At 62.7% G+C, this 24887-nt stretch carries 23 protein-coding genes and 1 tRNA gene; 18 read left to right on the top strand and 6 right to left on the bottom strand.

Features of this window, described 5'->3' with window-relative positions:
• The first annotated feature begins 30 nt into the window (after nt 1-30).
• The 12 genes from LB566_RS13040 (at nt 31) to LB566_RS12985 (ending at nt 12996) form a co-directional block, all read left to right on the top strand.
• On the top strand, nt 31-762 hold the full coding sequence (locus LB566_RS13040; protein WP_140548271.1) for a peptidase: 732 nt from the start codon (nt 31-33) through the stop codon (nt 760-762).
• 98 nt (nt 763-860) lie between these two features.
• A complete protein-coding gene (locus tag LB566_RS13035) occupies nt 861-2270 on the top strand; it encodes a pyridoxal phosphate-dependent decarboxylase family protein (RefSeq protein WP_224624681.1) in 1410 nt (469 codons plus the stop codon).
• 128 nt (nt 2271-2398) lie between these two features.
• Nucleotides 2399-3166, top strand: a complete 768-nt coding sequence (locus LB566_RS13030; protein ID WP_140515319.1) for a DeoR/GlpR family DNA-binding transcription regulator — start codon at nt 2399-2401, stop codon at nt 3164-3166.
• A gap of 124 nt (nt 3167-3290) precedes the next feature.
• Nucleotides 3291-4817 carry a glycerol-3-phosphate dehydrogenase gene (gene glpD / locus LB566_RS13025; protein ID WP_224624680.1) on the top strand — a complete coding sequence of 509 codons (1527 nt, stop codon included), beginning with the start codon at nt 3291-3293 and terminating at the stop codon, nt 4815-4817.
• Between the two features lie 36 nt (nt 4818-4853).
• A complete protein-coding gene (locus tag LB566_RS13020) occupies nt 4854-5933 on the top strand; it encodes an ABC transporter ATP-binding protein (RefSeq protein ID WP_224624679.1) in 1080 nt (359 codons plus the stop codon).
• Between the two features lie 10 nt (nt 5934-5943).
• Nucleotides 5944-7011 (top strand): ABC transporter ATP-binding protein, encoded by a 1068-nt coding sequence (locus tag LB566_RS13015; protein WP_224624678.1) that lies wholly within the window; start codon nt 5944-5946, stop codon nt 7009-7011.
• The gene (locus LB566_RS13010; protein ID WP_224624677.1) at nt 7012-7878 is read left to right on the top strand and encodes a carbohydrate ABC transporter permease; all 867 of its coding nucleotides are present in this window, start codon (nt 7012-7014) and stop codon (nt 7876-7878) included.
• A 1-nt stretch (nt 7879) separates the two neighbouring features.
• Nucleotides 7880-8800, top strand: coding sequence for a carbohydrate ABC transporter permease (locus tag LB566_RS13005; protein ID WP_140498790.1), 921 nt, complete (start codon nt 7880-7882; stop codon nt 8798-8800).
• 2 nt (nt 8801-8802) lie between these two features.
• Nucleotides 8803-9090: a DUF2160 domain-containing protein gene (locus tag LB566_RS13000; RefSeq protein ID WP_140548281.1), complete on the top strand. Its 288-nt coding sequence runs from the start codon at nt 8803-8805 to the stop codon at nt 9088-9090.
• An 83-nt stretch (nt 9091-9173) separates the two neighbouring features.
• The gene (locus tag LB566_RS12995; protein ID WP_140548283.1) at nt 9174-10898 is read left to right on the top strand and encodes an ABC transporter substrate-binding protein; all 1725 of its coding nucleotides are present in this window, start codon (nt 9174-9176) and stop codon (nt 10896-10898) included.
• A 93-nt stretch (nt 10899-10991) separates the two neighbouring features.
• The gene (gene glpK, locus LB566_RS12990; protein WP_224624676.1) at nt 10992-12485 is read left to right on the top strand and encodes a glycerol kinase GlpK; all 1494 of its coding nucleotides are present in this window, start codon (nt 10992-10994) and stop codon (nt 12483-12485) included.
• Between the two features lie 40 nt (nt 12486-12525).
• A complete protein-coding gene (locus LB566_RS12985; protein WP_224624675.1) occupies nt 12526-12996 on the top strand; it encodes a DUF6882 domain-containing protein in 471 nt (156 codons plus the stop codon).
• 99 nt (nt 12997-13095) lie between these two features.
• On the opposite strand, the gene LB566_RS12980 is transcribed toward LB566_RS12985, so the two are convergent.
• Nucleotides 13096-13566, bottom strand: a complete 471-nt coding sequence (locus LB566_RS12980; protein ID WP_224624674.1) for a BA14K family protein — start codon at nt 13564-13566, stop codon at nt 13096-13098.
• A 300-nt stretch (nt 13567-13866) separates the two neighbouring features.
• Between LB566_RS12980 and LB566_RS12975 the strand changes: the two genes are divergently transcribed.
• Nucleotides 13867-13942, top strand: a tRNA-Lys gene (locus LB566_RS12975).
• A gap of 1 nt (nt 13943) precedes the next feature.
• On the opposite strand, the gene LB566_RS12970 is transcribed toward LB566_RS12975, so the two are convergent.
• On the bottom strand, nt 13944-14582 hold the full coding sequence (locus tag LB566_RS12970; RefSeq protein WP_224624673.1) for a hypothetical protein: 639 nt from the start codon (nt 14580-14582) through the stop codon (nt 13944-13946).
• 17 nt (nt 14583-14599) lie between these two features.
• Between LB566_RS12970 and LB566_RS12965 the strand changes: the two genes are divergently transcribed.
• From LB566_RS12965 to LB566_RS12945, 5 genes are all read left to right on the top strand, one after another.
• On the top strand, nt 14600-15658 hold the full coding sequence (locus LB566_RS12965) for a glycosyltransferase family 4 protein (protein ID WP_140548291.1): 1059 nt from the start codon (nt 14600-14602) through the stop codon (nt 15656-15658).
• A gap of 45 nt (nt 15659-15703) precedes the next feature.
• On the top strand, nt 15704-17866 hold the full coding sequence (locus LB566_RS12960; RefSeq protein ID WP_224624756.1) for a glycogen debranching N-terminal domain-containing protein: 2163 nt from the start codon (nt 15704-15706) through the stop codon (nt 17864-17866).
• A gap of 79 nt (nt 17867-17945) precedes the next feature.
• The gene (locus LB566_RS12955) at nt 17946-19715 is read left to right on the top strand and encodes a trehalose-6-phosphate synthase (RefSeq protein ID WP_224624672.1); all 1770 of its coding nucleotides are present in this window, start codon (nt 17946-17948) and stop codon (nt 19713-19715) included.
• On the top strand, nt 19715-20518 hold the full coding sequence (otsB, locus tag LB566_RS12950; protein ID WP_224624671.1) for a trehalose-phosphatase: 804 nt from the start codon (nt 19715-19717) through the stop codon (nt 20516-20518). Before LB566_RS12955 ends, otsB begins: the two co-directional genes overlap by 1 nt.
• 52 nt (nt 20519-20570) lie before the next feature.
• Nucleotides 20571-20783 carry a hypothetical protein gene (locus LB566_RS12945; RefSeq protein ID WP_140548297.1) on the top strand — a complete coding sequence of 71 codons (213 nt, stop codon included), beginning with the start codon at nt 20571-20573 and terminating at the stop codon, nt 20781-20783.
• A 9-nt stretch (nt 20784-20792) separates the two neighbouring features.
• On the opposite strand, the gene dprA is transcribed toward LB566_RS12945, so the two are convergent.
• Genes dprA through LB566_RS12925 form a run of 4 tightly spaced genes read right to left on the bottom strand, consistent with a single transcriptional unit; the run spans nt 20793 to nt 24821 of the window.
• On the bottom strand, nt 20793-21929 hold the full coding sequence (gene dprA / locus LB566_RS12940; protein WP_224624670.1) for a DNA-processing protein DprA: 1137 nt from the start codon (nt 21927-21929) through the stop codon (nt 20793-20795).
• Entirely contained in the window at nt 21926-22513 is a 588-nt protein-coding gene (plsY, locus tag LB566_RS12935) for a glycerol-3-phosphate 1-O-acyltransferase PlsY (protein WP_224624669.1), read from the bottom strand. The genes dprA and plsY overlap by 4 nt, the downstream gene beginning before the upstream one ends.
• Nucleotides 22514-22572: 59 nt before the next feature.
• Nucleotides 22573-23859 (bottom strand): dihydroorotase, encoded by a 1287-nt coding sequence (locus tag LB566_RS12930; protein ID WP_224624668.1) that lies wholly within the window; start codon nt 23857-23859, stop codon nt 22573-22575.
• Nucleotides 23856-24821 carry an aspartate carbamoyltransferase catalytic subunit gene (locus LB566_RS12925; protein WP_224624667.1) on the bottom strand — a complete coding sequence of 322 codons (966 nt, stop codon included), beginning with the start codon at nt 24819-24821 and terminating at the stop codon, nt 23856-23858. The genes LB566_RS12930 and LB566_RS12925 overlap by 4 nt, the downstream gene beginning before the upstream one ends.
• Nucleotides 24822-24887 lie beyond the last annotated feature (66 nt).

The raw sequence follows: 24887 nt of genomic DNA, 5'->3' as shown, positions 1-24887 counted from the left end.
CCCGCAAGATTGACCGCCGGAAGAGTAATCATGACCTATTGCGTCGGCCTCAAGATCGATCGGGGGCTCGTGTTCATGTCGGACACGCGCACCAATGCCGGCATGGATTCGATCTCCACCTTCAAGAAGATGCATGTCTGGGAAGAGCCCGGCGAGCGTGTCATCGTGCTGATGTCGGCCGGCAATCTGGCGACGACGCAGGCCGTGATCAGCATGCTCGACGAGCGCCCGAAAGCAGTGGCGGATCGCCACGCGGCAGTGCTCGAAACGCCGTCCATGTACCAGACCGTGCGGCTGGTCGGCGAAACCGTCAAGGACGTCATCGCCCATTCCTCGCCCGCCGGCGACAAGGCCGATTCCTACTTCAACGCCTCCTTCATCCTGGGCGGCCAGATAAAGGGCAGCGCACCGCGCCTGTTCATGATCTATCCCGAGGGCAATTTCATCGAATCGACGGATGACACGCCCTTTTTCCAGATCGGCGAGACCAAATACGGCAAGCCGATCATCATCCGTGCCTATGAACGGTCTATGAGTCTGGCGGAGACCGTGAAGCTGCTTCTGGTGTCGTTCGATTCCACGCTGAAGTCGAACCTGTCGGTCGGGCTGCCGCTGGATCTGCTTTTCCTGGAAAAGGACGCCTTCCAGGTCGGGTTGAAGAAGCGGATCGGCCATGACGACCCGTACTACCGCACGATCTCCGAGGGCTGGTCGAGCGCCTTGAAGACGGCGTTTGCCAGTCTGCCGGATTTTCCGGGATAAGGACGCGCCGGATTTCTCCGGTGGCTGCAATGTTTAACAGTGGTTTTTGACAACCGGGGCGAAGGGCGCCGGTGAAGCGATCATGTCGGGAGGACAGGATGAACAGTGATGATTTCCGGCAATGGTCGCGGCGGGCCGCTGACTGGGGCGCCGACTATCGCGAAACGCTGCGCCAGCGCCCGGTGCGGCCGCGGATCGAGCCCGGCGACATATTCAGGAGCATAGAAGCGTCGCCGCCCGAAGACGCGGAGCCGATGGACAGGATCTTCGCCGATTTCGAGGAGAAGATCGTGCCGGGCATGACGCATTGGCAGCATCCCCGCTTCTTCGCCTATTTTCCGGCCAATGCGGCACCAGTTTCTGTGGTGGCTGAGTATCTGGTCTCGGCGATGGCCGCGCAGTGCATGCTATGGCAGACGTCTCCGGCGGCGACGGAGCTCGAAACGCGGGCTGTCGATTGGATGCGCCAGGCGCTCGGCCTGCCGGAAGGCTTTTCCGGCGTCATCCAGGATTCTGCCTCATCGGCGACGCTGGCGGCGGTCCTGACGATGCGCGAACGGGCGCTCGACTGGCAAGGCAACAAAAAGGGCCTGGCGGGGCAGGCGCGGTCGCGCATCTATTCGTCGGATCAGGTGCATACCTCGATCGACCGGGCGATCTGGGTGGCCGGCATCGGCGAGGACAATCTCGTGCGCATTCCAGTCGCCGGCCGCTTTCGCGCCATGGACATAGGGGCCCTCGAGGCGGCGATCGTCGCCGACAAGAAGGCAGGCCTGCTGCCCGCGGGTATCATCGCCTGCGTCGGCGGCACCAGTACTGGCGGCACTGACGATATCGCCGGCGTCGCCGCGATCGCCAAACGCCACGGGGTCTATCTTCACGTGGATGCGGCCTGGGCGGGATCGGCGATGATCTGCCCGGAATACCGGCATTTCTGGGCTGGTGTGGAGCAGGCGGATTCCATCGTCTTCAACCCGCATAAATGGCTTGGCGCACAGTTCGATTGCTCGATCCAGTTCCTGCGCGACCCCGAAAGCCATGTCAGGACGCTCGCCATCAAGCCGGATTATCTGAAGACGCACGGTCATGACGCCATCATCAACTATTCCGAATGGTCGGTGCCGCTCGGACGCCGCTTCCGCGCGCTGAAACTGTGGTTCCTGCTGCGCGCGCATGGGCTGGAAGGCCTGCGCACGATGATCCGCAACCACGTCGCCTGGAGCGAAGGCCTGGCAGCGCGCCTGGCCAGCGAGCCGGATTTCGAGATCGTCACCGAGCCGATGCTGTCGCTGTTTTCGTTCCGGCACAAGGCGGAGGGAGCCGATGCCGACGACCACAATCTCCGGCTGGTCAATGCGATCAATGATGACGGACGCATCTACCTGACACAGACCAGTGTGAACGGGCGCGTCGCCATCCGCTTCCAGGTCGGCCAGTTCGAGGCGACCACGGCGGATGTCGATTCGGCTTTTGCCTCCATCACCGAAATCGCGCGCGGACTAACCTGAACCGGCTGAGTCGGAACTGCGACGAAGTTTGCCTTTGCTATCATGCGGTTTCCATTAGCCGGCTCACGCCTTTTCATTGCTTTCGTTTTCGTCTATGGTCAAGAAAAACGAAAGCAGAAGGTCTTCAGATGTATCTGTCGCCGCGCCATGCCGAAATCGTCCAAATGGCCAAGGATCATGGCCGCGTTCTGGTCGACGATCTGGCCACCCACTTCAACGTCACGCCGCAAACCATCCGCAAGGACCTCAACGATCTTTGCGACCAGCGGTTGCTGTCGCGCATCCATGGCGGCGCCCTGTTTCCTTCCGGCATCGAGAACATGGAGTACGAAGCCAGGCGCAAGATCGCCGCCGAGGAGAAGGAGGCGATCGGCAGCGCGGCCGCCAGGCTGATCCCGGACAACGCCTCGTTGTTCATCAACATCGGCACCACGACGGAGTCAGTCAGCAAGGCGCTGCTGGATCACAGCGGCCTCATGGTCATCACCAATAACATCAATGTTGCCAACAGGATGCGCATCTATCCTTCGATCGAGGTGGTGATCGCGGGCGGGGTGGTTCGCGGCTCCGATGGCGGGGTCGTCGGCGAGGCGGCGGTGGATTTCATCAGGCAGTTCAAAGTCGACTACGCCGTCATCGGCGCCTCGGCAATCGACCATGACGGCGCCTTGCTCGATTTCGATTTCCGCGAGGTCAAGGTCGCGCAAGCCATCATCGCCAATGCCAGGCACGTCATCCTGGTATCCGACCGGACCAAATTCGAGCGCACAGCGCCGGTTCGCATCGGCCATCTGTCGCAGGTCAACACCTTCATCACCGACCGCTGCGATATCCCCTCGGTGCGCAAGATCTGCCAGGAGGCCGAGGTTCAACTGATCGAAACCTCGCTCGATTGAGGATGCTGTAGCGCTTTCACGGGCTTGTGATATTTCGTTTGACATTCGTTATGAGTTCGAAATAATCCCGCCACGGTTTCGCAAAAGAGCCAAATGGTGCATTGCGAAATTGCTGGAGGAATTGGTGGACGCATCTTCGATCCGTGACATTTTCGTCATAGGCGGTGGCATCAATGGCTGCGGCATTGCCCGTGATGCCGCCGGCCGCGGGTTTTCGGTATTTCTGGCCGAGATGGACGATCTCGCCAGCGGAACCTCCTCAGGCTCGACCAAGCTGATCCATGGTGGCCTGCGCTATCTAGAATTCTACGAATTCCGCCTGGTGCGCGAGGCGCTGATGGAACGCGAGGTGCTGTGGAAGAACGCGCCGCACATCATCTGGCCGATGCGCTTCGTGCTGCCCTATGCCAAGGGCCTGCGTCCGGCCTGGCTGATCAGGCTCGGCCTCTTCCTTTACGATCACATTGGCGGGCGCAAATTGCTTCCGGCGACCAGGACCCTGGACATGGCTACCGACCCTGCCGGCAAGCCATTGAAACCATTGTTCAAGAAGGCCTTCGAATATTCCGACGGCTGGGTCAACGATGCGCGGCTGGTGACGCTGAACGCGCGTGATGCCGCCGACCGGGGCGCGACCATCCGCACCCGCACCAAGGTGGTCGGGGCACGCCGCGAAGGCGGGCTGTGGACGATCAGGATCGAAAATCTGCGGACCGGCGAGACCGAAGAGGTCAAGGCGCGGCTGCTGGTCAATGCCGCCGGCCCCTGGGTCGATCATGTGCTTTCCGGCGTCGTCGGCCTCAACGATGTGCACAATGTCCGCCTCGTGCAGGGCAGTCACATCGTGATCGCGAAGAAATTCGACGATCCGCGTGCCTATTTCTTCCAGAACAAGGATGGCCGCATCATCTTCGCCATTCCTTACGAGGACGAGTTCACGCTGATAGGCACCACCGACCAGGACTATCCCGGCGATCCGCACGACGTGAAGATCAGCGACACCGAGATCGACTATCTCTGCGCGGCGGCAAGCGAGTATTTCGCCCAACCCGTCAAGCGCTCGGAGATCGTCTGGACCTATTCGGCCGTGCGTCCGCTCTATGACGATGGCGCTTCGAAGGCACAGGAGGCGACACGCGACTATGTGCTGAAAGCCGATGGCGGCGAGGGCACAGCCCCGATCGTCAACACGTTCGGCGGCAAGATCACCACCTATCGCCGGCTGTCGGAATCGATGCTGGAGAAGATCGAAGGCTTTCTCGGCAGGCGCGGCAAGCCGTGGACGGCAAATGCGCCGCTGCCGGGCGGCGACTTCGCGGCGACCGGTTTTGATGCGCAAGTGGCGAGGCTGAAGGGCGCCTATCCCTTTCTCGACCAGCGTTTGGCGCGCCGGCTCACGCGGCTCTACGGCACGCGCGCGCAGATGCTGCTTGGCCTTGCCAAATCGAATGCCGATCTCGGCCGCAATTTCGGCGCGGACCTTTACGAGGCCGAGGTGCGCTACCTCGTCGAGAACGAATGGGCCGTCACATCGCAAGATGTGCTGTGGCGCCGGACCAAGCGCGGCCTGCATTTCAGCCGCGAGCAGACGGCGGCGTTGGATGAATTCATGCGCGGCATAAGCCGCCGCCACGTCGCGGCCGCGGAATGAAGGGCTGCTGATGCACAAGGCCTGGGAGGAGGCATCATGCTGGAACTGAGGAACGTCACCAAGACGGTCGGCGCGGTGGAGCATATCCGCGACGTGTCGCTGACGCTCCAGCATGGCTCGCTGAACGTGCTGCTCGGGCCGACGCTGTCCGGCAAGACCAGCCTGATGCGGCTGATGGCCGGCCTCGACGCGCCGACTTCCGGCTCGGTCTGGTTCGACGGCAAGGACGTCACCGGACAGCCTGTTCAAAAGCGCAAGATCGCCATGGTCTACCAGCAGTTCATCAACTACCCCGCGATGAGCGTCTACGAAAACATCGCTTCGCCACTGCGGGTAGCGGGCGTCGAGAAGGCCAAGATCGACAGTCAGGTTCGTGAAGCCGCTGCCCTGCTCAAGCTGACGCCCTATTTGGACCGCACGCCGCTCAGCCTGTCCGGTGGCCAGCAGCAGCGCACCGCGCTGGCGCGCGCCATCGTCAAGAACGCAAGCCTGGTGCTGCTCGACGAGCCGCTCGCCAATCTCGACTACAAGCTGCGCGAGGAATTGCGCGCAGAACTGCCGAGGATCTTCGCCGCCGCCGGCACCATCTTCGTCTATGCCACGACCGAACCGCACGAGGCGCTGCTGCTCGGTGGCAACACGGCGACGCTGTCGCAAGGCCGCATCACCCAGTTCGGCCCGACCATCGAGGTGTTCCGCAAACCGGTCGACCTGGTGACGGCCAGGACCTTCGCCGATCCGCCGCTCAACACGATCGTGCTGGCCAAGAACGGGCCCGATTTCCTGTTGGAGGGCGGCGTCAAGCTGCCGGTGCCGCCGGAACTTGTCGGCATTGCCGACGGCAATTACACGATCGGCTTCCAGCCGCACCATCTGTCGCTCGAGCGGCCGAATGCGAGTGCCGTGCCGGTGCGGGCAAAGGTCACCATCACCGAGATCACCGGCTCGGAAAGCTTCATCCACCTTGATTTCGCCGACGCGCGCTGGGTGATGCTGACCCATGGCATCCGCGATTTCGAGACCGACGACGTGGTCGAAGTGTTCATCGACCCGCGTCACATCATGGTTTTCGACCAGCACGGCGTCGCCGTGGCCGCGGCGAAGCTGGCGGCCTGAGGAGAAAAAGATGGCGCGCATCGACGTCAACCATGTCAGGCACTCATATCTGCCGAACCCGCGTACCGATGGGGATTTCGCACTGCGGGAGGTGCACCACACTTTCGAGGACGGCGGCGCCTATGCGCTGCTAGGCCCATCCGGCTGCGGCAAGACCACGCTGCTCAACATCATTTCCGGCCTGCTCCACCCCTCGCACGGCCAGTTGCTGTTCAACGGCAGGGATGTCACGAGACTGTCGACGCAGGAGCGCAACATCGCCCAGGTGTTCCAGTTCCCGGTCATCTACGACACGATGACCGTCTACGACAACCTGGCTTTCCCGCTGCGCAACCGCGGCGTTCCGGAGGCCGACGTCGACCGCAAGGTGCGCGAGACGCTCGACATGATCGACCTGGCAGACTGGGCCAGGAAGAAGGCGAGGGGCCTGACCGCCGACCAGAAGCAGAAGATCTCGCTCGGCCGCGGACTGGTGCGCTCGGATGTCAATGCGATCCTGTTCGACGAGCCGCTGACCGTCATCGACCCGCACATGAAGTGGGTGCTGCGCTCGCAGTTGAAGCAGCTTCACCGCCGCTTCGGCTACACTATGGTCTATGTCACGCACGACCAGACAGAGGCGCTGACCTTCGCCGACCAGGTGGTGGTCATGTATGATGGCGGCATCGTGCAGATCGGCACGCCGGCCGAGCTGTTCGAGCGGCCGCGCCACACCTTCGTCGGCTACTTCATCGGCTCGCCCGGCATGAACGTCATGCCAGTAGCGATCGATGGCAAGACAGCGACGCTTGGCTCCCAGCGCATCCAATTGCCAGGCGCGCCGAAGGCCGGAAGCGGCGTCGTCGAACTCGGCATCCGTCCTGAATATGTCAGGCTTGGCCGCGATGGCATGGCCGTCCACGTCAGCAAGGTCGAGGATGTGGGCCGCCACAAGGTCGTGCGCGCCAGTCTGGAAGGCCGCGAGATCGCCGCCGTCATCGGCGAGGACGAAACCGTTCCCGCCGATCCAAAAGTGCGGTTCGATCCAGCCGGCATCAACATCTACGCCGATTCCTGGCGTGTCGAGATGGGGGCGTAAATGGAAAAGCCCTGGAATAACAAGGCCTGGTTCCTCGTGCTGCCGATGCTCGTGCTGGTGGCGTTCTCGGCCGTCATCCCCCTGATGACCGTCGTCAACTACTCGGTACAGGACACGTTCGGCAACAACGTCTTCTTCTGGGCGGGGACCGAATGGTTCGAGGAGTTGCTGCATTCCGATCGCTTCTGGGAAGCCATGGTGCGCAACCTGATCTTCTCCTTCATCATCCTGGCGATCGAAGTGCCGCTCGGCATTTTCATTGCCCTCAACATGCCCAAAAAAGGCTGGGGCGTGCCGGTCTGCCTGGTGCTGATGGCGCTGCCGCTCTTGATCCCGTGGAATGTCGTCGGCACCATCTGGCAGGTGTTCGGCCGCAACGATATCGGCCTGCTCGGCTATTACGTCAACGCGCTTGGCATCGACTTCAATTACGTGCAGGATCCGTTCGACGCTTGGGTTATCATCATCATCATGGACGTCTGGCACTGGACCAGCCTCGTCGTGCTGCTCTGCTATGCCGGCCTGGTCTCGATCCCCGACGCCTTCTACCAGGCGGCCAAGATCGATGGCGCCTCGCGCTGGGCGGTGTTCCGCTACATCCAATTGCCGAAGATGAAGCGCGTGCTTCTGATCGCGGTGCTGCTGCGTTTCATGGACAGTTTCATGATTTACACCGAGCCCTTCGTCGTCACCGGCGGCGGTCCGGGCAATTCGACGACCTTCCTGTCGATCGACCTCGTCAAGACCGCGCTCGGACAGTTCGACCTCGGTCCGGCGGCGGCGATGTCGCTGGTCTACTTCCTGATCATCCTGTTGTTGTCGTGGGTGTTCTATACCGTCATGACCAACTACGACGCGGAGCGCTGATATGGCCGGCGCCAACGAACGCACCGAGCGCAACCTGGTGAACGGGACCGCCGCTTCGGAAAGACTCGCCAGTTCGCTGTCGCAGAGTGAGCTGGACAGGCGCATGCGCCGCCGTGGCGAGGAATCGCGCTGGTGGTGGATCGTGCCGACGCTCTACATCATCGTGCTGCTGCTGCCGATCTACTGGCTCATCAATATGAGCTTCAAGACCAATGCGGAGATCGTCAATTCGCTGACGCTCTATCCGCATGCGCCGACGCTGCGCAACTACACCATCATCTTCACCGATGCGTCGTGGTATTCGGGCTACATCAATTCGATCACCTATGTGGTGATGAACATGGTGATCTCGGTCGCCGTGGCGCTGCCGGCGGCCTATGCCTTTTCGCGCTACCGGTTCCTCGGCGACAAGCATCTGTTCTTCTGGCTTTTGACCAACCGCATGGCCCCGCCAGCGGTGTTCGCGCTGCCGTTCTTCCAGCTTTATTCGGCATTCGGCCTCATCGATACGCATATCGCGGTGGCGCTGGCGCACTGCCTGTTCAACGTGCCGCTGGCGGTGTGGATCCTTGAGGGCTTCATGTCCGGGGTGCCGAAGGAGATCGACGAAACGGCCTACATAGACGGCTATTCGTTTCCGCGTTTCTTCGTGAAGATATTCATGCCGCTGATCGCCAGCGGCATCGGCGTCGCCTGCTTCTTCTGCTTCATGTTCTCATGGGTGGAACTGCTCATCGCCCGAACGCTGACCACCACCGATGCCAAGCCGATCGCCGCTACCATGACCCGCACTGTGTCGGCGTCGGGAATGGACTGGGGCCTGCTCGCTGCAGCCGGCGTGCTGACGCTGATCCCCGGGGCGCTCGTCATCTGGTTCGTCCGCAACTACATCGCCAAGGGCTTCGCCCTGGGGAGGGTGTGACCATGAACCTCGACTTCTCGTGGATGGCGTGGACCTGGCCGACTGCCGCCTTCTTCGCCGTCATCGCGCTGCTGCTGGTTGGCATGGGTGTCTGGGAATATGCCTCGCCGGGCGGCAATCCGCGCATCGGCGTGCTGCGTTTCAAGACGACGCGCGGCGATCGTCTCTTCGTTTCGCTGCTTGGCAGCGCCTTCATCCATCTCGCTTGGCTGGGTCTTGTCGGACCCAGTCTGTGGTGGGCTCTCGCTCTCTCCGTGGTCTACGCCATCGGCGTCTTCCGCTACGCATAGAGGGGGAAACTGTTGGAGCGGCCGCTTGCTGGCGACCGCTCCAGATCGCACTTGAAATCTTTTCAAAACGTGGAGGAAACACAATGCGACGGCAATTTTTAACATCGACCACCGCCCTTGTCCTGCTGCTCGGCGTGGGCAACGCCTACGCCGGCATGGACGAGGCAAAGGCTTTCCTGGACAAGGAGATAGGCGATCTGTCGACGCTTTCGCGCGCCGATCAGGAAAAGGAAATGCAGTGGTTCATCGATGCGGCCAAGCCGTTCGCCGGCATGGACATCAAGGTCGTGTCGGAAACCATCGCCACCCACCAGTATGAATCGCAGGTGCTGGCGCCGGCCTTCACCGCCATCACCGGCATCAAGGTCACGCATGACGTCATCCAGGAAGGTGACGTCGTCGAGAAGATCCAGACCCAGATGCAGACCGGCCAGAACCTCTATGACGGCTGGGTCAACGATTCCGACCTTATCGGCACGCACTGGCGCTACCAGCAGGTGCGCAATTTGACTGACTGGATGGCGGGCGACGGCAAGGACGTCACCAATCCGAATCTCGATCTGAAGGATTTCATCGGTACCTCCTTCACCACCGCGCCAGACAAGAAGCTCTATCAGCTTCCCGACCAGCAGTTCGCCAACCTCTACTGGTTCCGCTACGACTGGTTCAACGACGAGAAGAACAAGGCCGACTTCAAGGCCAAGTACGGCTACGATCTGGGCGTTCCCGTCAACTGGTCGGCCTATGAGGACATCGCCGAGTTCTTCACCGGCCGCGACGTCGACGGCAAGAAGGTCTACGGCCATATGGACTACGGCAAGAAGGACCCGTCGCTCGGCTGGCGCTTCACCGATGCCTGGCTGTCCATGGCCGGCAATGGCGACAAGGGCATTCCGAATGGCCTGCCGGTCGACGAATGGGGCATCAAGGTCGACCAGAATTCGCGTCCGGTCGGCTCCTGCGTGGCGCGTGGCGGCGATACCAACGGCCCGGCCGCCGTCTACTCCATCCAGAAATATCTCGACTGGCTGAAGGCCTACGCACCGCAGGAAGCGCAGGGCATGACCTTCTCGGAGTCCGGCCCGGTTCCCGCGCAGGGCAACATCGCCCAGCAGATCTTCTGGTACACGGCCTTCACCGCCGACATGGTCAAGCCCGGCCTGCCCGTCATGAACGACGATGGCACGCCGAAATGGCGCATGGCTCCGTCGCCGCACGGCGTCTATTGGAAGGACGGCATGAAGCTCGGTTACCAGGACGTCGGTTCCTGGACGCTGATGAAGTCGACGCCGACCGACCGTGCCAAGGCCGCCTGGCTCTACGCCCAGTTCGTCACCTCCAAGACGGTGGACGTGAAGAAGAGCCATGTCGGCCTCACCTTCATCCGCGACTCCACCATTCACGACAAGAGCTTCACGGAGCGCGCACCGAAGCTCGGCGGCCTGATCGAGTTCTATCGCTCGCCGGCCCGCGTGCAATGGTCCCCGACCGGCACCAACGTGCCGGACTATCCGAAGCTGGCACAGCTGTGGTGGCAGGCGATCGGCGATGCCTCGTCGGGCGCAAAGAGCGCCCAGGAGGCGATGGATTCGCTTTGCGCCGAGCAGGAGAAGGTCATGGGCCGCATCGAGAGGTCCGGCGTCCAGGGCGATATCGGGCCGAAGCTCGCCGAGGAACATGATCTCGCCTACTGGAACGCCGACGCGGTCAAGGCCGGCAATCTCGCTCCTCAGCTCAAGATCGAGAACGAGAAGGAGAAGCCGCAGACCATCAACTATGACGAACTGGTCAAGAGCTGGCAGAAGTAGGACTGTCCTATGCGGGCGCTCGCGCCCGTGTGAAATTCAGGGAGGCGGCACGTTGCCGTCTCCCTTCTTTGTATCATGACGGAGGAAGTGCGAATGAATGGCTTTGTCCTGGCAATCGACCAAGGCACGACATCGAGCCGGTCGATTCTGTTCGGCGGCGACATGAAGGTCGTCGGCAGCAGCCAGCAAGAATTCACCCAGCACTATCCTGCTTCCGGCTGGGTCGAGCATGATCCGGAAGATATCTGGGCCAGCGTCGTGGCGACCGTGAAGGGCGCCTTGAAGAATGCCGGGCGGGAGGCCTCGGACGTCGCCGCGCTCGGCATCACCAACCAGCGCGAGACCGTCGTCATCTGGGATAGGACTACCGGCAAGCCGATCCACAACGCCATCGTCTGGCAGGACCGGCGCACCGCGCCGCTATGCCGGAAGCTGAAGAAGCAGGGGTTGGAAAAGACCTTCACCAGGAAGACCGGCCTGCTGCTCGATCCTTATTTCTCCGGCACCAAGATCGCCTGGATGCTGGACAAAGTGAAAGGCGCCAGGAAACGCGCCGAGAAGGGCGAATTGCTGGCCGGCACCATCGACAGTTTCCTGATCTGGCGTCTAACGGGCGGCAAGGTGCATGCCACCGACGCCACAAATGCCTCCCGCACGCTGGTCTACAACATCGAGAAGAACGTCTGGGACGACGAGCTGCTGGCCATATTGAACATCCCGGCAAGGATGCTCCCTGAGGTGAAGGACTGCGCCGATGATTTTGGAATCACCCAGAAAAATCTCTTTGGTGCGGAGATTAGGATCCTCGGTGTTGCCGGCGACCAGCATGCCGCGACCATCGGCCAGGCCTGTTTCGAACCCGGCATGATGAAATCGACCTACGGCACCGGCTGTTTCGCGCTGCTCAACACCGGCGCCGATCTGGTGCGCTCGAAGAACCGGCTGTTGACCACCATTGCCTACCGGCTGAACGGCAAGACCACCTATGCGCTGGAAGGATCGATCTTCATCGCCGGAGCCGCCGTGCAGTGGCTGCGCGACGGCATCAAGGTGATCGGCAAGGCCGAACAGAGCGGCAAGCTGGCGGCCGAGGCAGATCCGACCCAGGATGTGTATCTGGTGCCGGCCTTTGTCGGGCTCGGCGCGCCGCACTGGGATGCCGAGGCGCGGGGTGCGATCTTCGGCTTGACCCGCAATTCGGGGCCGCCGGAGTTCGCCCGCGCCGCGCTCGAATCCGTGGCCTATCAGACGCGCGATCTGCTCGATGCCATGCGCAAGGATTGGAAGGGTACGGCGGCCAAGACGGTGCTGCGGGTGGATGGCGGCATGGTGGCATCCGACTGGACCATGCAACGGCTGGCCGACATTCTCGACGCCCCGGTCGACCGGCCGACCATTCTGGAGACGACCGCGCTCGGTGCCGCCTGGCTTGCCGGCTCGAAGGCGGGCGTGTGGCCGAAGGCGCGGGAATTCGCCAAGACGTGGGCGCTCGACCGGCGCTTCAGACCGGACATGGAACCATCGGTACGCTCGGCCAAGCTGGCGGGGTGGCGCGATGCTGTTCGCAGGACGCTAAGCGTGCCATAGCAAGGAGCGCTGTGAAAGGCTCGGCGACGGGGCGGGGAGAATGAAGCATCCAGACTGGTATCCAGCGTGGCGCGACGAGGCATTCGACGAGCTGAAGGCCAAGAATACACGCCTGCGCGATTTCCGCCTCGGTAGTTGGTCCCGCTATGACTACGACTTGACGGCGGGCACGCTTCTTTTTTCGGAGGAAGGCGTCGTTAAGGTCGCCGCCGAAATCCAGGTTGCGGGCACCACGAGTGTCAGAGCCAATAACTGGCTCTGGGCCTGGGCAAACTCAAACTTGCCTTGGGAGGTCCTTAGCGATGCGAAGCGGGTTCGATCCTTCGGTGAGGAGAACGGCATCGATGAACTGGCTCAGGCTTACGTGACCGATACCGACCACCTCGAAGCGCTCGGCTGGGGACTGACCGGCGCTACGGTCAGGATTTGCGATGCACTGGGAGCCTACCGCTCCCCGAGCGTCCAAGGCGGTCTGTATTTGATCTTGAAGACCATCAACTGGGCCAACTGATCACAACTTGTCTGTCGGTCTTTCGCCAGCCAGAGAAAGCCCGCGCCATTTCCGGCACGGGCTTTGACTTTCTATCCCTCTGACGAACACTGCCGCCCATCAGTAGGGGGAAATGCACTGCTGGCGCGGGCCGTTATACGGCTGGAACGTGTTGTCGGAGGCGCGGTACGAACGGTAACGGTCATAGCACCACTGCACGTGCGAATTGCCTTCATAGACGCGGTTCCGGTTGTTGGCGATCGCGCCGGTTATCAGCGCGCCAGTGGCGAAAGCAGCAAGCGGGAACCAGAAATCGCCGTGACGGCGATAGCCTGGACGGTATTCACGGTAGCCGCGATGGCCGTTCCAGTAGGCTCCGCGGTTGTCGCGGTAGAAGTTGCGGTTGCCGCGAAACTCGCCGCGGAAGTTACGGCGCCGCTCCCACGGCCTGTACTGCACGGTCTGGACATCAGACGAGACCGACGCAGGCTGCGGCACATAGGCCGGTGCGGCTTCGACCGGCATGGCAGCCGCCACTGTGAACGAAGCTGACAGTGTGGTCGCCAGCAAACCCGACAGGACCTTGTTCATGATCTTCTCCTTGAAAGGTTGACGTCCCTTGTGGCGGAGGAAACGGGCACGCTCGCGAATTGTTCCTGGAAAAAAAGGCAAGTTGCTGATTTGTAATGTTTCTCCGGTTTGGCGTCGATGGCAGCGACAGGGTCTTTCGCCTGCCTGGCAAAGGTTCGGCATGTCCTTGCCGAAACGGCCGGCCGGGAGAGCCGGCACGGCGGGAACGCATGGCTTGGTGGCCCGTTTTTTCCGGTTGACCGGTCGAGGCACTCTCCCTATGTTCCGCGCAATTTCGAGGGCGCCGTTTCCAGCCCACGGGAGCGCGTAGCTCAGCCGGTAGAGCAACTGACTTTTAATCAGTAGGTCATGGGTTCGAATCCCATCGCGCTCACCACTCAGTCGTTCCGCAAATGCACATTCAGGACAGCGGCCTTTTTGGCGATCAGTCCTTCCAGGTCCGCGTCCGATCGGCTGGTGCCGGTGCGTTCGCGCAGCAGTGAGATCATCGCCCTCATCGATGGCGGGGCGGTTTTTTGCTGAACCAGGATCGCGTCCACCGCGCCGGCAACGTCGGGGCCTTCCGCTGGTGCTCTCATGGCCGGGTCCTTTCTGTCCAGCTCCGCCTCGCTACCGCCGACCGACCCTCTGACGCCGCGGTCGAAGACGACGGCCAATCCGTTCTTGACGGCGAGGGCGGCGACCATGTCGTCGAGCTCGTGATCCGAAAAGGAGGGATCGGAAGGCGTGGGTTTCAGGATTCTGTGAATGACCCTGGCGGCCTGGTCCGTCGAAACATAGCCGAAGCGCTGCTTTTTTCTGGCTTCGACATATTGTTCGATGATCATGTCCAGCCGCCGGGCCGCAATGTCCTTCGGTTGCTGCATCGGAACCTCCTCGGGGTGGTCGTCGCGCACAGGAGCAGCACCTAAAGAAATAGGGCCGCCCGGGAGAACATCAAACACGAGAGTGACGCATCTGCCGATGGCGGAGGAACGATACCGCCGCTGATGCATTTTCGCCTGTGACCAGCTCATTGAGGGAACGCAGGCCAATGAAGATCGCCCATGTCGCGCCGCTGTACGAGTCCGTGCCGCCTAGGCTCTATGGAGGCACCGAGCGCATCATCTCCTATCTCACCGAAGCTCTCGTCGGCCTCGGCCACGATGTGACGTTGTTTGCCAGCGGCGATACGAGAACCTCCGCCCGGCTGGTTGCATGCCGGGAACGGGCGCTGCGCCTCGATCCCAGGCCGTTGAAGTCGGAGATCGCGGCGCATCTGTCGATGCTCGAGGAAGTCCGGAGACAGGCCGACGATTTCGACATTCTTCACTTCCATCTCAGCCACTTCGTGCATTTCCCGTTTTTCCGCCATATGCCGGAGCGAACGGTGACGACGCCGCATGGCAGGCTGGACTATGTGGATCTGGCACAGGCCTATGAGCGGTTCCCACGCTTTCCAATGATTTCCATTTCACGCAGCCAAAGGACAAGGCTCGCGTCCGCCAACTGGTTGGCGACCATCCATCATGGGCTGCCGCTCGATCTTTATCGGCCGGATTTCGAGGCCGGCTCCGACGGCACGTATCTGGCGTTCCTCGGCCGGATGTCGCGCGACAAGCGGCCGGACCGGGCGATCGAGATTGCCAGGCGCACGGGCCTCAGGCTCAAGCTCGCGGCCAAGGTGGGTGACGGCGACCGGGCCTATTTCGAGGAAGTCGTTCAGCCGCTGATCGATGGCGATCGCGTCGAATATGTCGGCGAGATCAGCGAGGACCAGAAGAGCAGGTTTCTCGGCAACGCCGCTGCCTTGCTGTTTCCCATCGACTGGCCCGAGCCTTTTGGTCTGGCGGTAATCGAGGCGATGGCCTGCGGAACCCCTGTCATGGCTTGGAGTTGCGGCGCCATGCCGGAGATCATCGATCACGGCGTGACCGGCTTCGTCGTCGAAACCATCGAGGATGCCGTCGCTACCATGCCGGCTCTGCTCCAGCTCGACAGGCGCCGGATAAGGGCCGTTTTCGAAGGACGGTTCTCAGCCGACCGTATGGCGCGCGACTATGTCGCGACCTATTCACAGGCAATCGACACTCAACAGATCCGGGCTTCCTAGTACAGTGCCCCGTTCAGAAACAAGCACGGGACAGTCTTCTTGACCATCACCCAACTTGACGAGCGCAAGCTCGATCCCGCAATAGCACTGGCCTCCCTGGACGAAACCGCGCCGAGGGAACCGCACCGGCTTTTCGCACTCAAACATGGCGACTGCTTCGCCGTCGCCGATTCCTATGGCGACATACGCGGTGTCGGCGACGGCTTCTTCCGCGACGACACGCGCGTGCTTTCCGAATTCCGCCTGGCGGTCGGCGGGCGTTCGACATCGCTGCTGGGAGCGTCGCTGAGCCAGGACAATGTCCTGTTCACCAGCAATCTGACAAATCTGCCGATCGAGAGCGCCGGCGGCCGGCCCATGCCTCAAGGAGCGATCCACATCGAGCGTGTCAGGCTGCTGTGGCAGGACCGGCTGTATGAGCGCCTGACCCTATCCAACTACAGCCAGGAACACTCGACCATCCTGCTTTCGCTGCGCTTCGCCGCCGATTTCCGCGACATGTTCGAAGTTCGCGGCTCGACGCGCCCGAAACGCGGCACCGCCCATACGGCCGAGATAGGCGAGAATTCGGTGCTGCTTCGCTACGAGGGCCTGGACAAGGTGGTGCGGACCTCGACGATAACGTTTTCGCAGAAACCCGACGAGTTGACCTCCGACCGGGCGGATTTCTACATTGCCGTCACAAAGCGCAGCCGCAAGACGCTGTATGTGGAGGTCGGCAGCGAAATAGCGGATGTTCCCGACCGCGACCGGTTTCGCGCCGCAGCGGCGCGCGCGCGTTTCGGCATGCGCGCCAAGCGCCGCCATGGCGCGACGCTGCACAGTTCGGGCAGGGTGTTCAACGACTGGATGGAGCGCGCCCGTGCGGATGTGGCGCTGCTCACCACCGAACTCGCGACCGGTCCTTATCCCTATGCCGGCATTCCGTGGTTCTCGACCGCCTTCGGCAGGGATGGCGTCATCTCGGCGTTGCAAATGCTCTGGCTTAATCCCGGCCTGGCGCGCGGCGTGCTTGCCTTTCTTGCGCAGCATCAGGCAACCGAAACCTCGCCCTTCAGCGACTCCCAGCCCGGCAAGATCATGCATGAAACGCGCAAGGGCGAAATGACGGCGCTGAGCGAGTTGCCGTTCGGCCGCTACTATGGCGGCGTCGACACCACTCCGCTCTATATTCATCTCGCCTGCGCCTATGCGGACCGCACCGGAGACATGACCTTTATCGACGGTCTATGGCCGTCGCTATGTGCGGCCGCCGAATGGATCGAAGCGGCAAGCGGGCCGACCGGATTCGTCACTTACCGGCGCGCTGCGGAATCGGGTCTCGCCAACCAGGGATGGAAGGACAGCTTCGATTCCGTCTTTCATGCCGACGGTCGTATTCCGAAGGGACCGATCGCACTGGTCGAGGTGCAGGGGTACGTCTTCGCGGCGTTCCAGGGGCTGGCGAAACTGGCCCGGCGGCGCGGCGAAACCGAAAGGGCGGAGGGTTGGGAAAGGCGGGCCGAAGAGATCCGCCAGCGGGTTGAAAGCCATTTCTGGATCGAAGAGCTGGGTTACTATGCGCTGGCGCTCGATGGCGACGGCCAGCCATGCGAGGTGCGCACATCCAATGCCGGACATCTGCTCTATGTCGGACTTCCGGATCCTGATCGGGCGCGGATCGTCGCCGATCAGTTGCTGTCGGCTTCTTTCCACTCCGGCTGGGGACTGAGGACGCTCGCCGACGACGCGATATTCTTCAATCCCATGTCGTATCACAATGGCTCCATCTGGCCGCACGACACGGCGATCTGCGCGGCAGGCCTTGCGCGATACGGAATCCGCGACAATGTGGTGCGGCTGATGAGCGGGACGTTCGAATCCGCCGTCCATTTCAACATGCGCCTGCCCGAACTCTTCTGCGGTTTCACCCGCGCTCCGGGCGAGGCGCCGATCGCGTATCCGGTCGCTTGCCTGCCGCAGGCCTGGTCGGCGGGTTCCACCTTCATGCTGATGCAGGCCTGTCTAGGCCTCCATATCGACGGCTGGGCCGGCGAAATCCATGTCACAAGGCCACGCCTGCCAATCGGCATCGATAGCCTAGTGATCCGCCATCTCGCGGTGGCGGGCACGGCAGTCGACCTGACGTTCCAGCGGGTAGGGGATCGTGTGGGCGCCTTCCTGGCCGACCGCCATGAGGGGTTGGCGCCTTTGATCGTGCGCAGCTAAAAACCGGAACCATCACCGGCGACGTGCGTTGCACAATCACCCCACGAGTGCGCGATTTAGGCCGGAGCAATTCACATCAATGGCAGACAACGGTTTCGACTTCCTCCATTCCGCCTCCGCTCTATGGTTCGTCATTCTTGCCAGCCTCTGTGTTTCCCTCGTTGCCTTGGTGATTTCCGCGCTGCGATCCCGCCGAACCCCGTCGGAGCCGGCGAATGTCGAGCCGGCACCGGCTCGCGTCGTGTTGCGGGAATTCGAAAAAAATGGCCATTCCGCCGACGCGGCGCTCGTTAATTGGTCGCCCTCGACATTGCGCGAAATCCTGGCGAAGGAACTGCCGGATGCGCAGGTGATCGTCGTTTCCAACCGCGAGCCCTACATTCACAATCTCAGGGACAACAATGTCGACCTGGTTGTACCGGCCAGCGGACTTGTCTCGGCGCTGGAGCCGATCACCCGTGCCTGTGCGGGGACCTGGATAGCCTATGGCGGCGGCTCGGCGGATCATCTCGTCGTGGACCAGAACGACCGCATCGAGGTCCCACCTGAGAACCCATCCTATACGTTGCGCCGTGTCTGGCTGACCGAGGAGGAACAGCAAGGCTACTATCTGGGCTTTGCCAATGAAGGTCTCTGGCCCTTGTGCCACATAGCCTTTACACGGCCCGTCTTCCGCACGTCCGACTGGGAGACATACGAAGCCGTCAATCAGAAATTCGCCGATACCGTCGTTGCCGAAGCCCGGAACGAACGCCCGATCGTCCTCGTCCAGGACTATCATTTCGCGCTGCTGCCGCGAATGATCCGGGAACGCCTGCCCGATGCGATCGTCATCACCTTCTGGCACATTCCTTGGCCGAATTCGGAAGTCTTCAGCATCTGCCCCTGGCGGGAGAAGATCTTGGACGGCCTGCTGGGAAGCTCGATCATCGGCTTCCATACGCAGTTCCACTGCAACAACTTCATCGAGAGCGTCGACCGCTTCCTGGAAAGCAGGATCGAGCGCGAGGACTCGGCGATCTCCTATGGCGGCCAGACCAGCCTGGTCCACGCCTATCCGATCTCGATAGAGTGGCCGCCGGCTCAACTCGGGAAATTGCCCGCTATCGCGCAGTGCCGCGCGCGAATTCGCGAAAAATTCGGGCTGGCGGACAATGTCAGCCTCTGTGTCGGCGTCGAGCGCCTCGACTATACGAAAGGCATTCTCGACCGGTTTCACGCATTGGACGAATTGTTCAAGCAACACCCGGAGTGGATCGGCAAGGTGGCTTTCCTGCAGATCGCGGCGCCAAGCCGTGGAACCTTGCCGGCCTACCAGCAACTGCACGAGGAATGCCTGCGCTGCGCGGCGGAGCTCAACGAGCGTTATGGCCGGGACGGCTACACGCCTGTCTTGATGGTGGCTGAACACCATTCCCAGGAGCAGGTCTACGAAATCTACCGAGCCGCCGATGTCTGCATGGTGACCAGCCTGCACGACGGAATGAACCTGGTCGCGAAGGAATTTGTCGCCGCGCGCGACGACGAGCAGGGCGTGTTGATGCTCAGCATGTTTGCCGGCGCTTCCAAGGAGCTTCTCGAGGCGCTGATCGTCAATCCTTACGACGAGACGATGATGGCCGAGGCGTTGCTGCAGGCATTGACCATGGTGCCCGCCGAGCAGCGCCAGCGCATGCAACGCATGCGCGAGATCGTCCGCGACAACAATGTCTATCGCTGGGCGGGCAGCATGCTTCTCGATGCCGCCCGCTTGCGCAAGCGGGCCGCGATCGATCCCGCCGGGCCGGGCTCGGTTGCCGCGGCCAATGTGATATCGCTGCTTGATCGCAAACGGGTCGCGGCGCTGTGATGTCGGGATCGACAAGCCTGCCTGCACCGACCGTCCCGCAAGAGCCGTGGGCACTCTTCCTCGACATTGACGGCACGCTTCTCGAACATGCCGCGCATCCCGATGCGGTGGTCGTCGGCGATACGTTGCGAAACATGCTGACAAAGCTGGACGGGCGCTTGGCCGGCGCATTGGCCTTCATAACTGGCCGATCCGTTTCCGCTGTCGACCGGCTCTTCCAGCCGCTGCGCCTGCCGGCCGCCGGTCTATATGGCCTGGAACACCGGCTTGTGCGCGATGGGCCGGTCGAGGCCGCAGGCGAGCCCGCCGACATTGCCGCGCTTGCCGAGGAAATCGAGGCGGAACTGGACAATGGGGATGTCTATATCGAGCGCAAGGGCCCGATCCTCGCCATCCATACGCGCGCGGCGCCGCAGTTGCTGCAACGGGCGACGCAATTGGTCGAACAGGCGCTGGAGCGGCTCCCCCAGGGATATCGGGTTCTAGCCGGCAATGCCGGGGTGGAATTGATGCCGCTCGAAGCGGCCAAGGGAGCGGCAATCAGGCGTTTCTGCGAGTTGCCGGCTTTCAGGGGGCGGGTTCCCGTATTCCTCGGAGACGACACGTCGGATGAGAACGGCTTCGAGGCCGTCAATGAAATGGACGGCATTTCGGTCCGCATCAAACCGCAAGGGAAAACCGCGGCGCGCCACGCGCTGGCCGATGTCGGCGAGACCCTTAACTGGCTCGAATCCCTATGCCACGACCAATCCGGCACGGGCCGGTTTGAGGAGGTGGTCCAGCCCACTGCCCGGCAGAGCTGAGGCCGCGCAGAGGCATCTTGCACGTTGAAGAACGGGTTCAGGGAGTTGATCAATGGTCCAGTTCACCAGCCTCATTCACGAGATCATGCCCGCGTGGCTCCGGCGGCGTTCGCACCGGCGCATGCAGGACACCGAGACAACTTTCGATCCATCGCGTCCTGAAGACGCCGATGCCGTCTGGCGAAAGGCCGTCGAGAGGGACCTGTTCGGCGCAAACACGCCCGACTACACCGAGGCCGAACAGAAGAAGCGCGACCGCCACTGACGGAGGCTGTCAGCCTTCCGCGAAAACCAGCGAGACATTGCCGCCGGCATGACGTTCGAGCCGGCCGGCAAGGTCGAGCTCCAGGAGCACCATGAACACCTGTGCCGGGTGCAGGCCGGTGTGGCGGATGATCTCGTCGATGGCCACCGGGATCGGGCCGAGCGCTTCGATCACCTTGGCGCGGTCGTTTTCGCCGGGTGGCGGCGTGGCCGAGAAATCGGGCGGATCTTCAAAGGGCGGCAGTTCGGGGGCCCGCAAACCGGTCAGCGGCGCGATTGCTCTGTGAATGTCGGCTGCTTCGGTGACCAAGGTGGCGCCGTCCTTGAGCAGGCCATTGGTGCCGGCGGCGCGTGGATCAAGCGGCGAGCCGGGTACGGCAAACACCAGCCGGCCCATTTCGCCTGCAAGCCTGGCGCTGATCAGGGACCCGGAACGCTGCGCCGCCTCGACCACCACCAGACCGACTGCCGCACCCGCGACAAGGCGGTTGCGGCGCGGAAAATCCTGGGCACGCGGCTGCCAGCCGAACGGCATCTCCGAAATGATGGCGCCGCCGCGCTCGACGATTTCATCGCATAAGCCGGCATTCTCAGGCGGGTAGGGCAGATCGAGGCCTCCGGCCAGCACGCCGATCGTGCCCGTCGAGAGGCTGCCCTGATGTGCTGAAGTGTCGATGCCGCGCGCGAGACCGGAGATGATGGCGTAACCGTCGCGGCCAAGGTCGCTCGCCAGCATGCGCGCCATCTTGATGCCGGCGAGCGAGGCGTTGCGGGCGCCGACGATAGCCACCGCGGGCAGCCGGAACACGGCGCCTTCGCCTTTCACCGCCAGCAGCGGCGGAGGATGGTCCATGTTTTTCAACAAAGCGGGATAGTCCGGCTCGCCGATACCGACAAAGCGGGCGCCTGCCCGCCTTGCGGCCTCCAGTTCCGCTTCGGCCTCGGCGATCGAGGGAATGCGGGCGATCCTGCTGGCGCCGCCCGAAATCATCAGTTCCGGCAGCATTTCCAGCGCGACCTCGGCCGAACCGAAGCGGTTGATCAGGTCGCGAAAGGAGGCAGGACCTACATTTTGGGTGCGGATCAGCCGCAGCCAGCTCAACCGCTGCCGGTCGCTGAGGCGCGGCCCGGCGACCGGCTTGCTCACTCCTTCGCCCCGATTTTGCCCTCGGTGCTGGCAAGCAGGCGTGAAATGTTGGCCCGGTGCTTGATGAAGACGATCAGGCTCATCACGACGAACAATGCGGCAATCTGCGGTGTGCTCAGGAAATAGAGGGCGATCGGCACGGCGACCGCGGCCGTCAGCGCTGCAAGGGAGGAGTAGCGGAACAGGAATGCCATGGCCAGCCAGACGACGGCGAAGATCAGCGCCACCTGCCAGGCAAGACCGATCAGCACGCCGAGATAGGTGGCGACACCCTTGCCTCCCTTGAAGCCGAGCCAGATCGGGAAGAGATGGCCGAGGAAGGCGCCAAGGCCGGCCCAAGCGCCGAGTTCGGGCGCGAAATGGCCCGCGATCAGCACGGCGACCGTGCCCTTCAGTGCGTCGAGCAGCAGCGTGGCCGCGGCAAGGCCCTTGTTGCCGGTGCGTAGCACATTTGTGGCGCCGATATTGCCGGAGCCGATCTGGCGCACGTCGCCAAGCCCTGCCGCACGGGTCAGCAGAAGCCCGAACGGAATCGAGCCCAGGAGATAGCCGAGCACCAGCGCCGGGATCAGGTTGTAAGTCATTGTTCCCCCCCGCATTTCCCTCTGACGGGCTGAATTCGGCGCGATGCGCCACCGCCAGCTCAGACCGAGAACACTGTGCGGCCCGCCACCAGCGTTTGCAAGACCTTGCCCTGCAGGCGCGCGCCTTCGAAACAGGTGTTTTTCGAGCGCGAGCGGATGCCGCTTTCGCTGACGATCCAGGGTTCATCCAGATCGACAAGCGCAAGGTCCGCGAGAGCGCCGGGCTTGAGCGTGCCGCCGGGCAGGCCGAACAGCCGTGCCGGCGCCGTGGACAAGGTCTCGATCAGCCGCAACAACGGCACGTCGCCATTGTGGTAGAGCCGCAAGGCCGCGCCCAGCAACGTTTCCAGCCCGATGGCGCCGGCTGCCGCGTCGGCGAAGGGCAGGCGCTTGGTGTCGACGTCCTGCGGATCGTGCGAGGAGACGATGATGTCGATCGTGCCGTCCCTGATCGCTTCGATCATCGCCAGGCGGTCTTCCTCGGCGCGCAGCGGCGGGGTCAGGCGGAAGAAGGTGCGATATTCCCCGACATCGTTTTCATTGAGTGACAGATTGTGGATCGACACGCCCGATGTGACGGTCGCGCCGTCCGCCTTCGCGCGCGCCACCGACGCCGCCGCCATTGCCGTCGATATCTTTGCCGCGTGGTAGGAACCGCGCGTCAGGCGCGCCAGGGCAAGGTCGCGCTCCAGCGGGATGGTTTCGGCCTCACGCGGAATGCCGGAAAGTCCTAGCCAGCTGGCGTAGAGTCCCTCGTTCATCACGCCCGACGACGCGAGGTCGGCATCCTGGGTTTCGTGCACGATGGTTGCGCCGAAATCGCGGGCATAGGTCAGCGCCCGGCGCATCACCAACGCGCTTGATATGGTGTGGCGGCCGTCGGTGAAGGCCACGGCGCCGGCCTCGCGCAGCAGGCCGAATTCGGTCATCTCGCGGCCGTCGAGGCCTTTGGTGATGGCTGCGGCCGGGAAAATATTGACGATGGCCGTGTCCTTGGCGGTGCGCAACACGAATTCGACCAAGGCCACATTGTCGATAACGGGATCGGTATCGGGCATCATGACGATCGAGGTGACGCCGCCGGCAGCCGCGGCGACACTTGCCGACGCGATCGTTTCGCGATGTTCGCCGCCCGGTTCGCCGATGAAGACGCGGGCGTCGATCAGGCCCGGAATGACCGCCTTGCCGGAGCAGTCGACGATGGTGGCCCCTGCGGGCGCGCCCTGGTTCAGCGCAGCCTTGCCGGCGGCGGCTATCTTCTTCCCGTCGACGATAACCGTCCCGGTCTCGTCTACGCCGCGCGAGGGATCGATGATGCGGGCGCGCTCGAATACCGTGATGCTCATGCGCCGCGGCCCTCATGGTTGCGCCGCGGGTCGAGCAGCGCTTCCATCACTGCCATGCGCACGGCGACGCCCATCTCTACCTGTTCCTGGATGACGCTCTGCGGCCCGTCCGCGATCTCCGAGGCGATTTCGACGCCACGGTTCATCGGGCCCGGATGCATCACCAGCGCGTCGTCCTTGGCCGCTTTCAGCTTCTCGGCATCGAGGCCGAAATAGCGGAAATATTCGCGCACCGAAGGCACGAAGGCGCCCTCCATCCGCTCGCGCTGCAGGCGCAGCATCATCACCACGTCGGCGTCCCTGAGGCCTTCTGCCATCGAGCGGCAGACGATTACACCCATCCTGTCGATGCCCGCGGGCAGCAGCGTCGAGGGTGCGACGACGCGCACCTGCGCACCGAGCGCGTTGAGCAGCATGATGTTGGAGCGGGCGACGCGCGAATGCAGGATGTCGCCGCAGATCGCCACGATCAGTTTCGACAGCGGACCCTTGGCGCGGCGGATGGTCAGCGCGTCAAGCAGCGCCTGTGTCGGGTGCTCATGCGCGCCGTCCCCCGCATTGACCACGGAGCAGCCGACCTTCTGCGCCAGAAGGGCGGCCGCACCCGCCGACTGGTGGCGGATGATCAATATGTCGGGCCGCATGGCGTTCAGCGTCATGGCCGTGTCGATGAGCGTCTCGCCCTTCTTCACCGAGGAACTCGCCACCGACATGTTCATGACGTCGGCGCCGAGACGCTTTCCGGCCAGCTCGAACGACGACTGCGTCCGCGTCGAAGCCTCGTAGAACAGGTTGATCTGGGTGCGGCCGCGCAGCGCCGAGGTTTTCTTCTCGGATTGCCGCGAGATCGCGACCGCCCGGTCCGCCCTGTCGAGCAGAAGCTCGATGTCGGCGGGGGAAAGATCGCGGATGCCCAGAAGATGGCGGTGGGGATAGAGTGGCAGGGACGAAGCGTCGGTCATCTCAAGGGGCTGCTATAGGGTGGACGTTCCATGGCTGCAAGCGCCAGCTTTGGATTGCGGCCGTTC

The organism is Mesorhizobium sp. CA13, assembly GCF_020165235.1.
GTDB lineage: Bacteria > Pseudomonadota > Alphaproteobacteria > Rhizobiales > Rhizobiaceae > Mesorhizobium.
The sequence above is the reverse complement of the archived record's forward strand: the minus strand, read 5'-3'. Positions and strand labels throughout refer to the sequence as shown.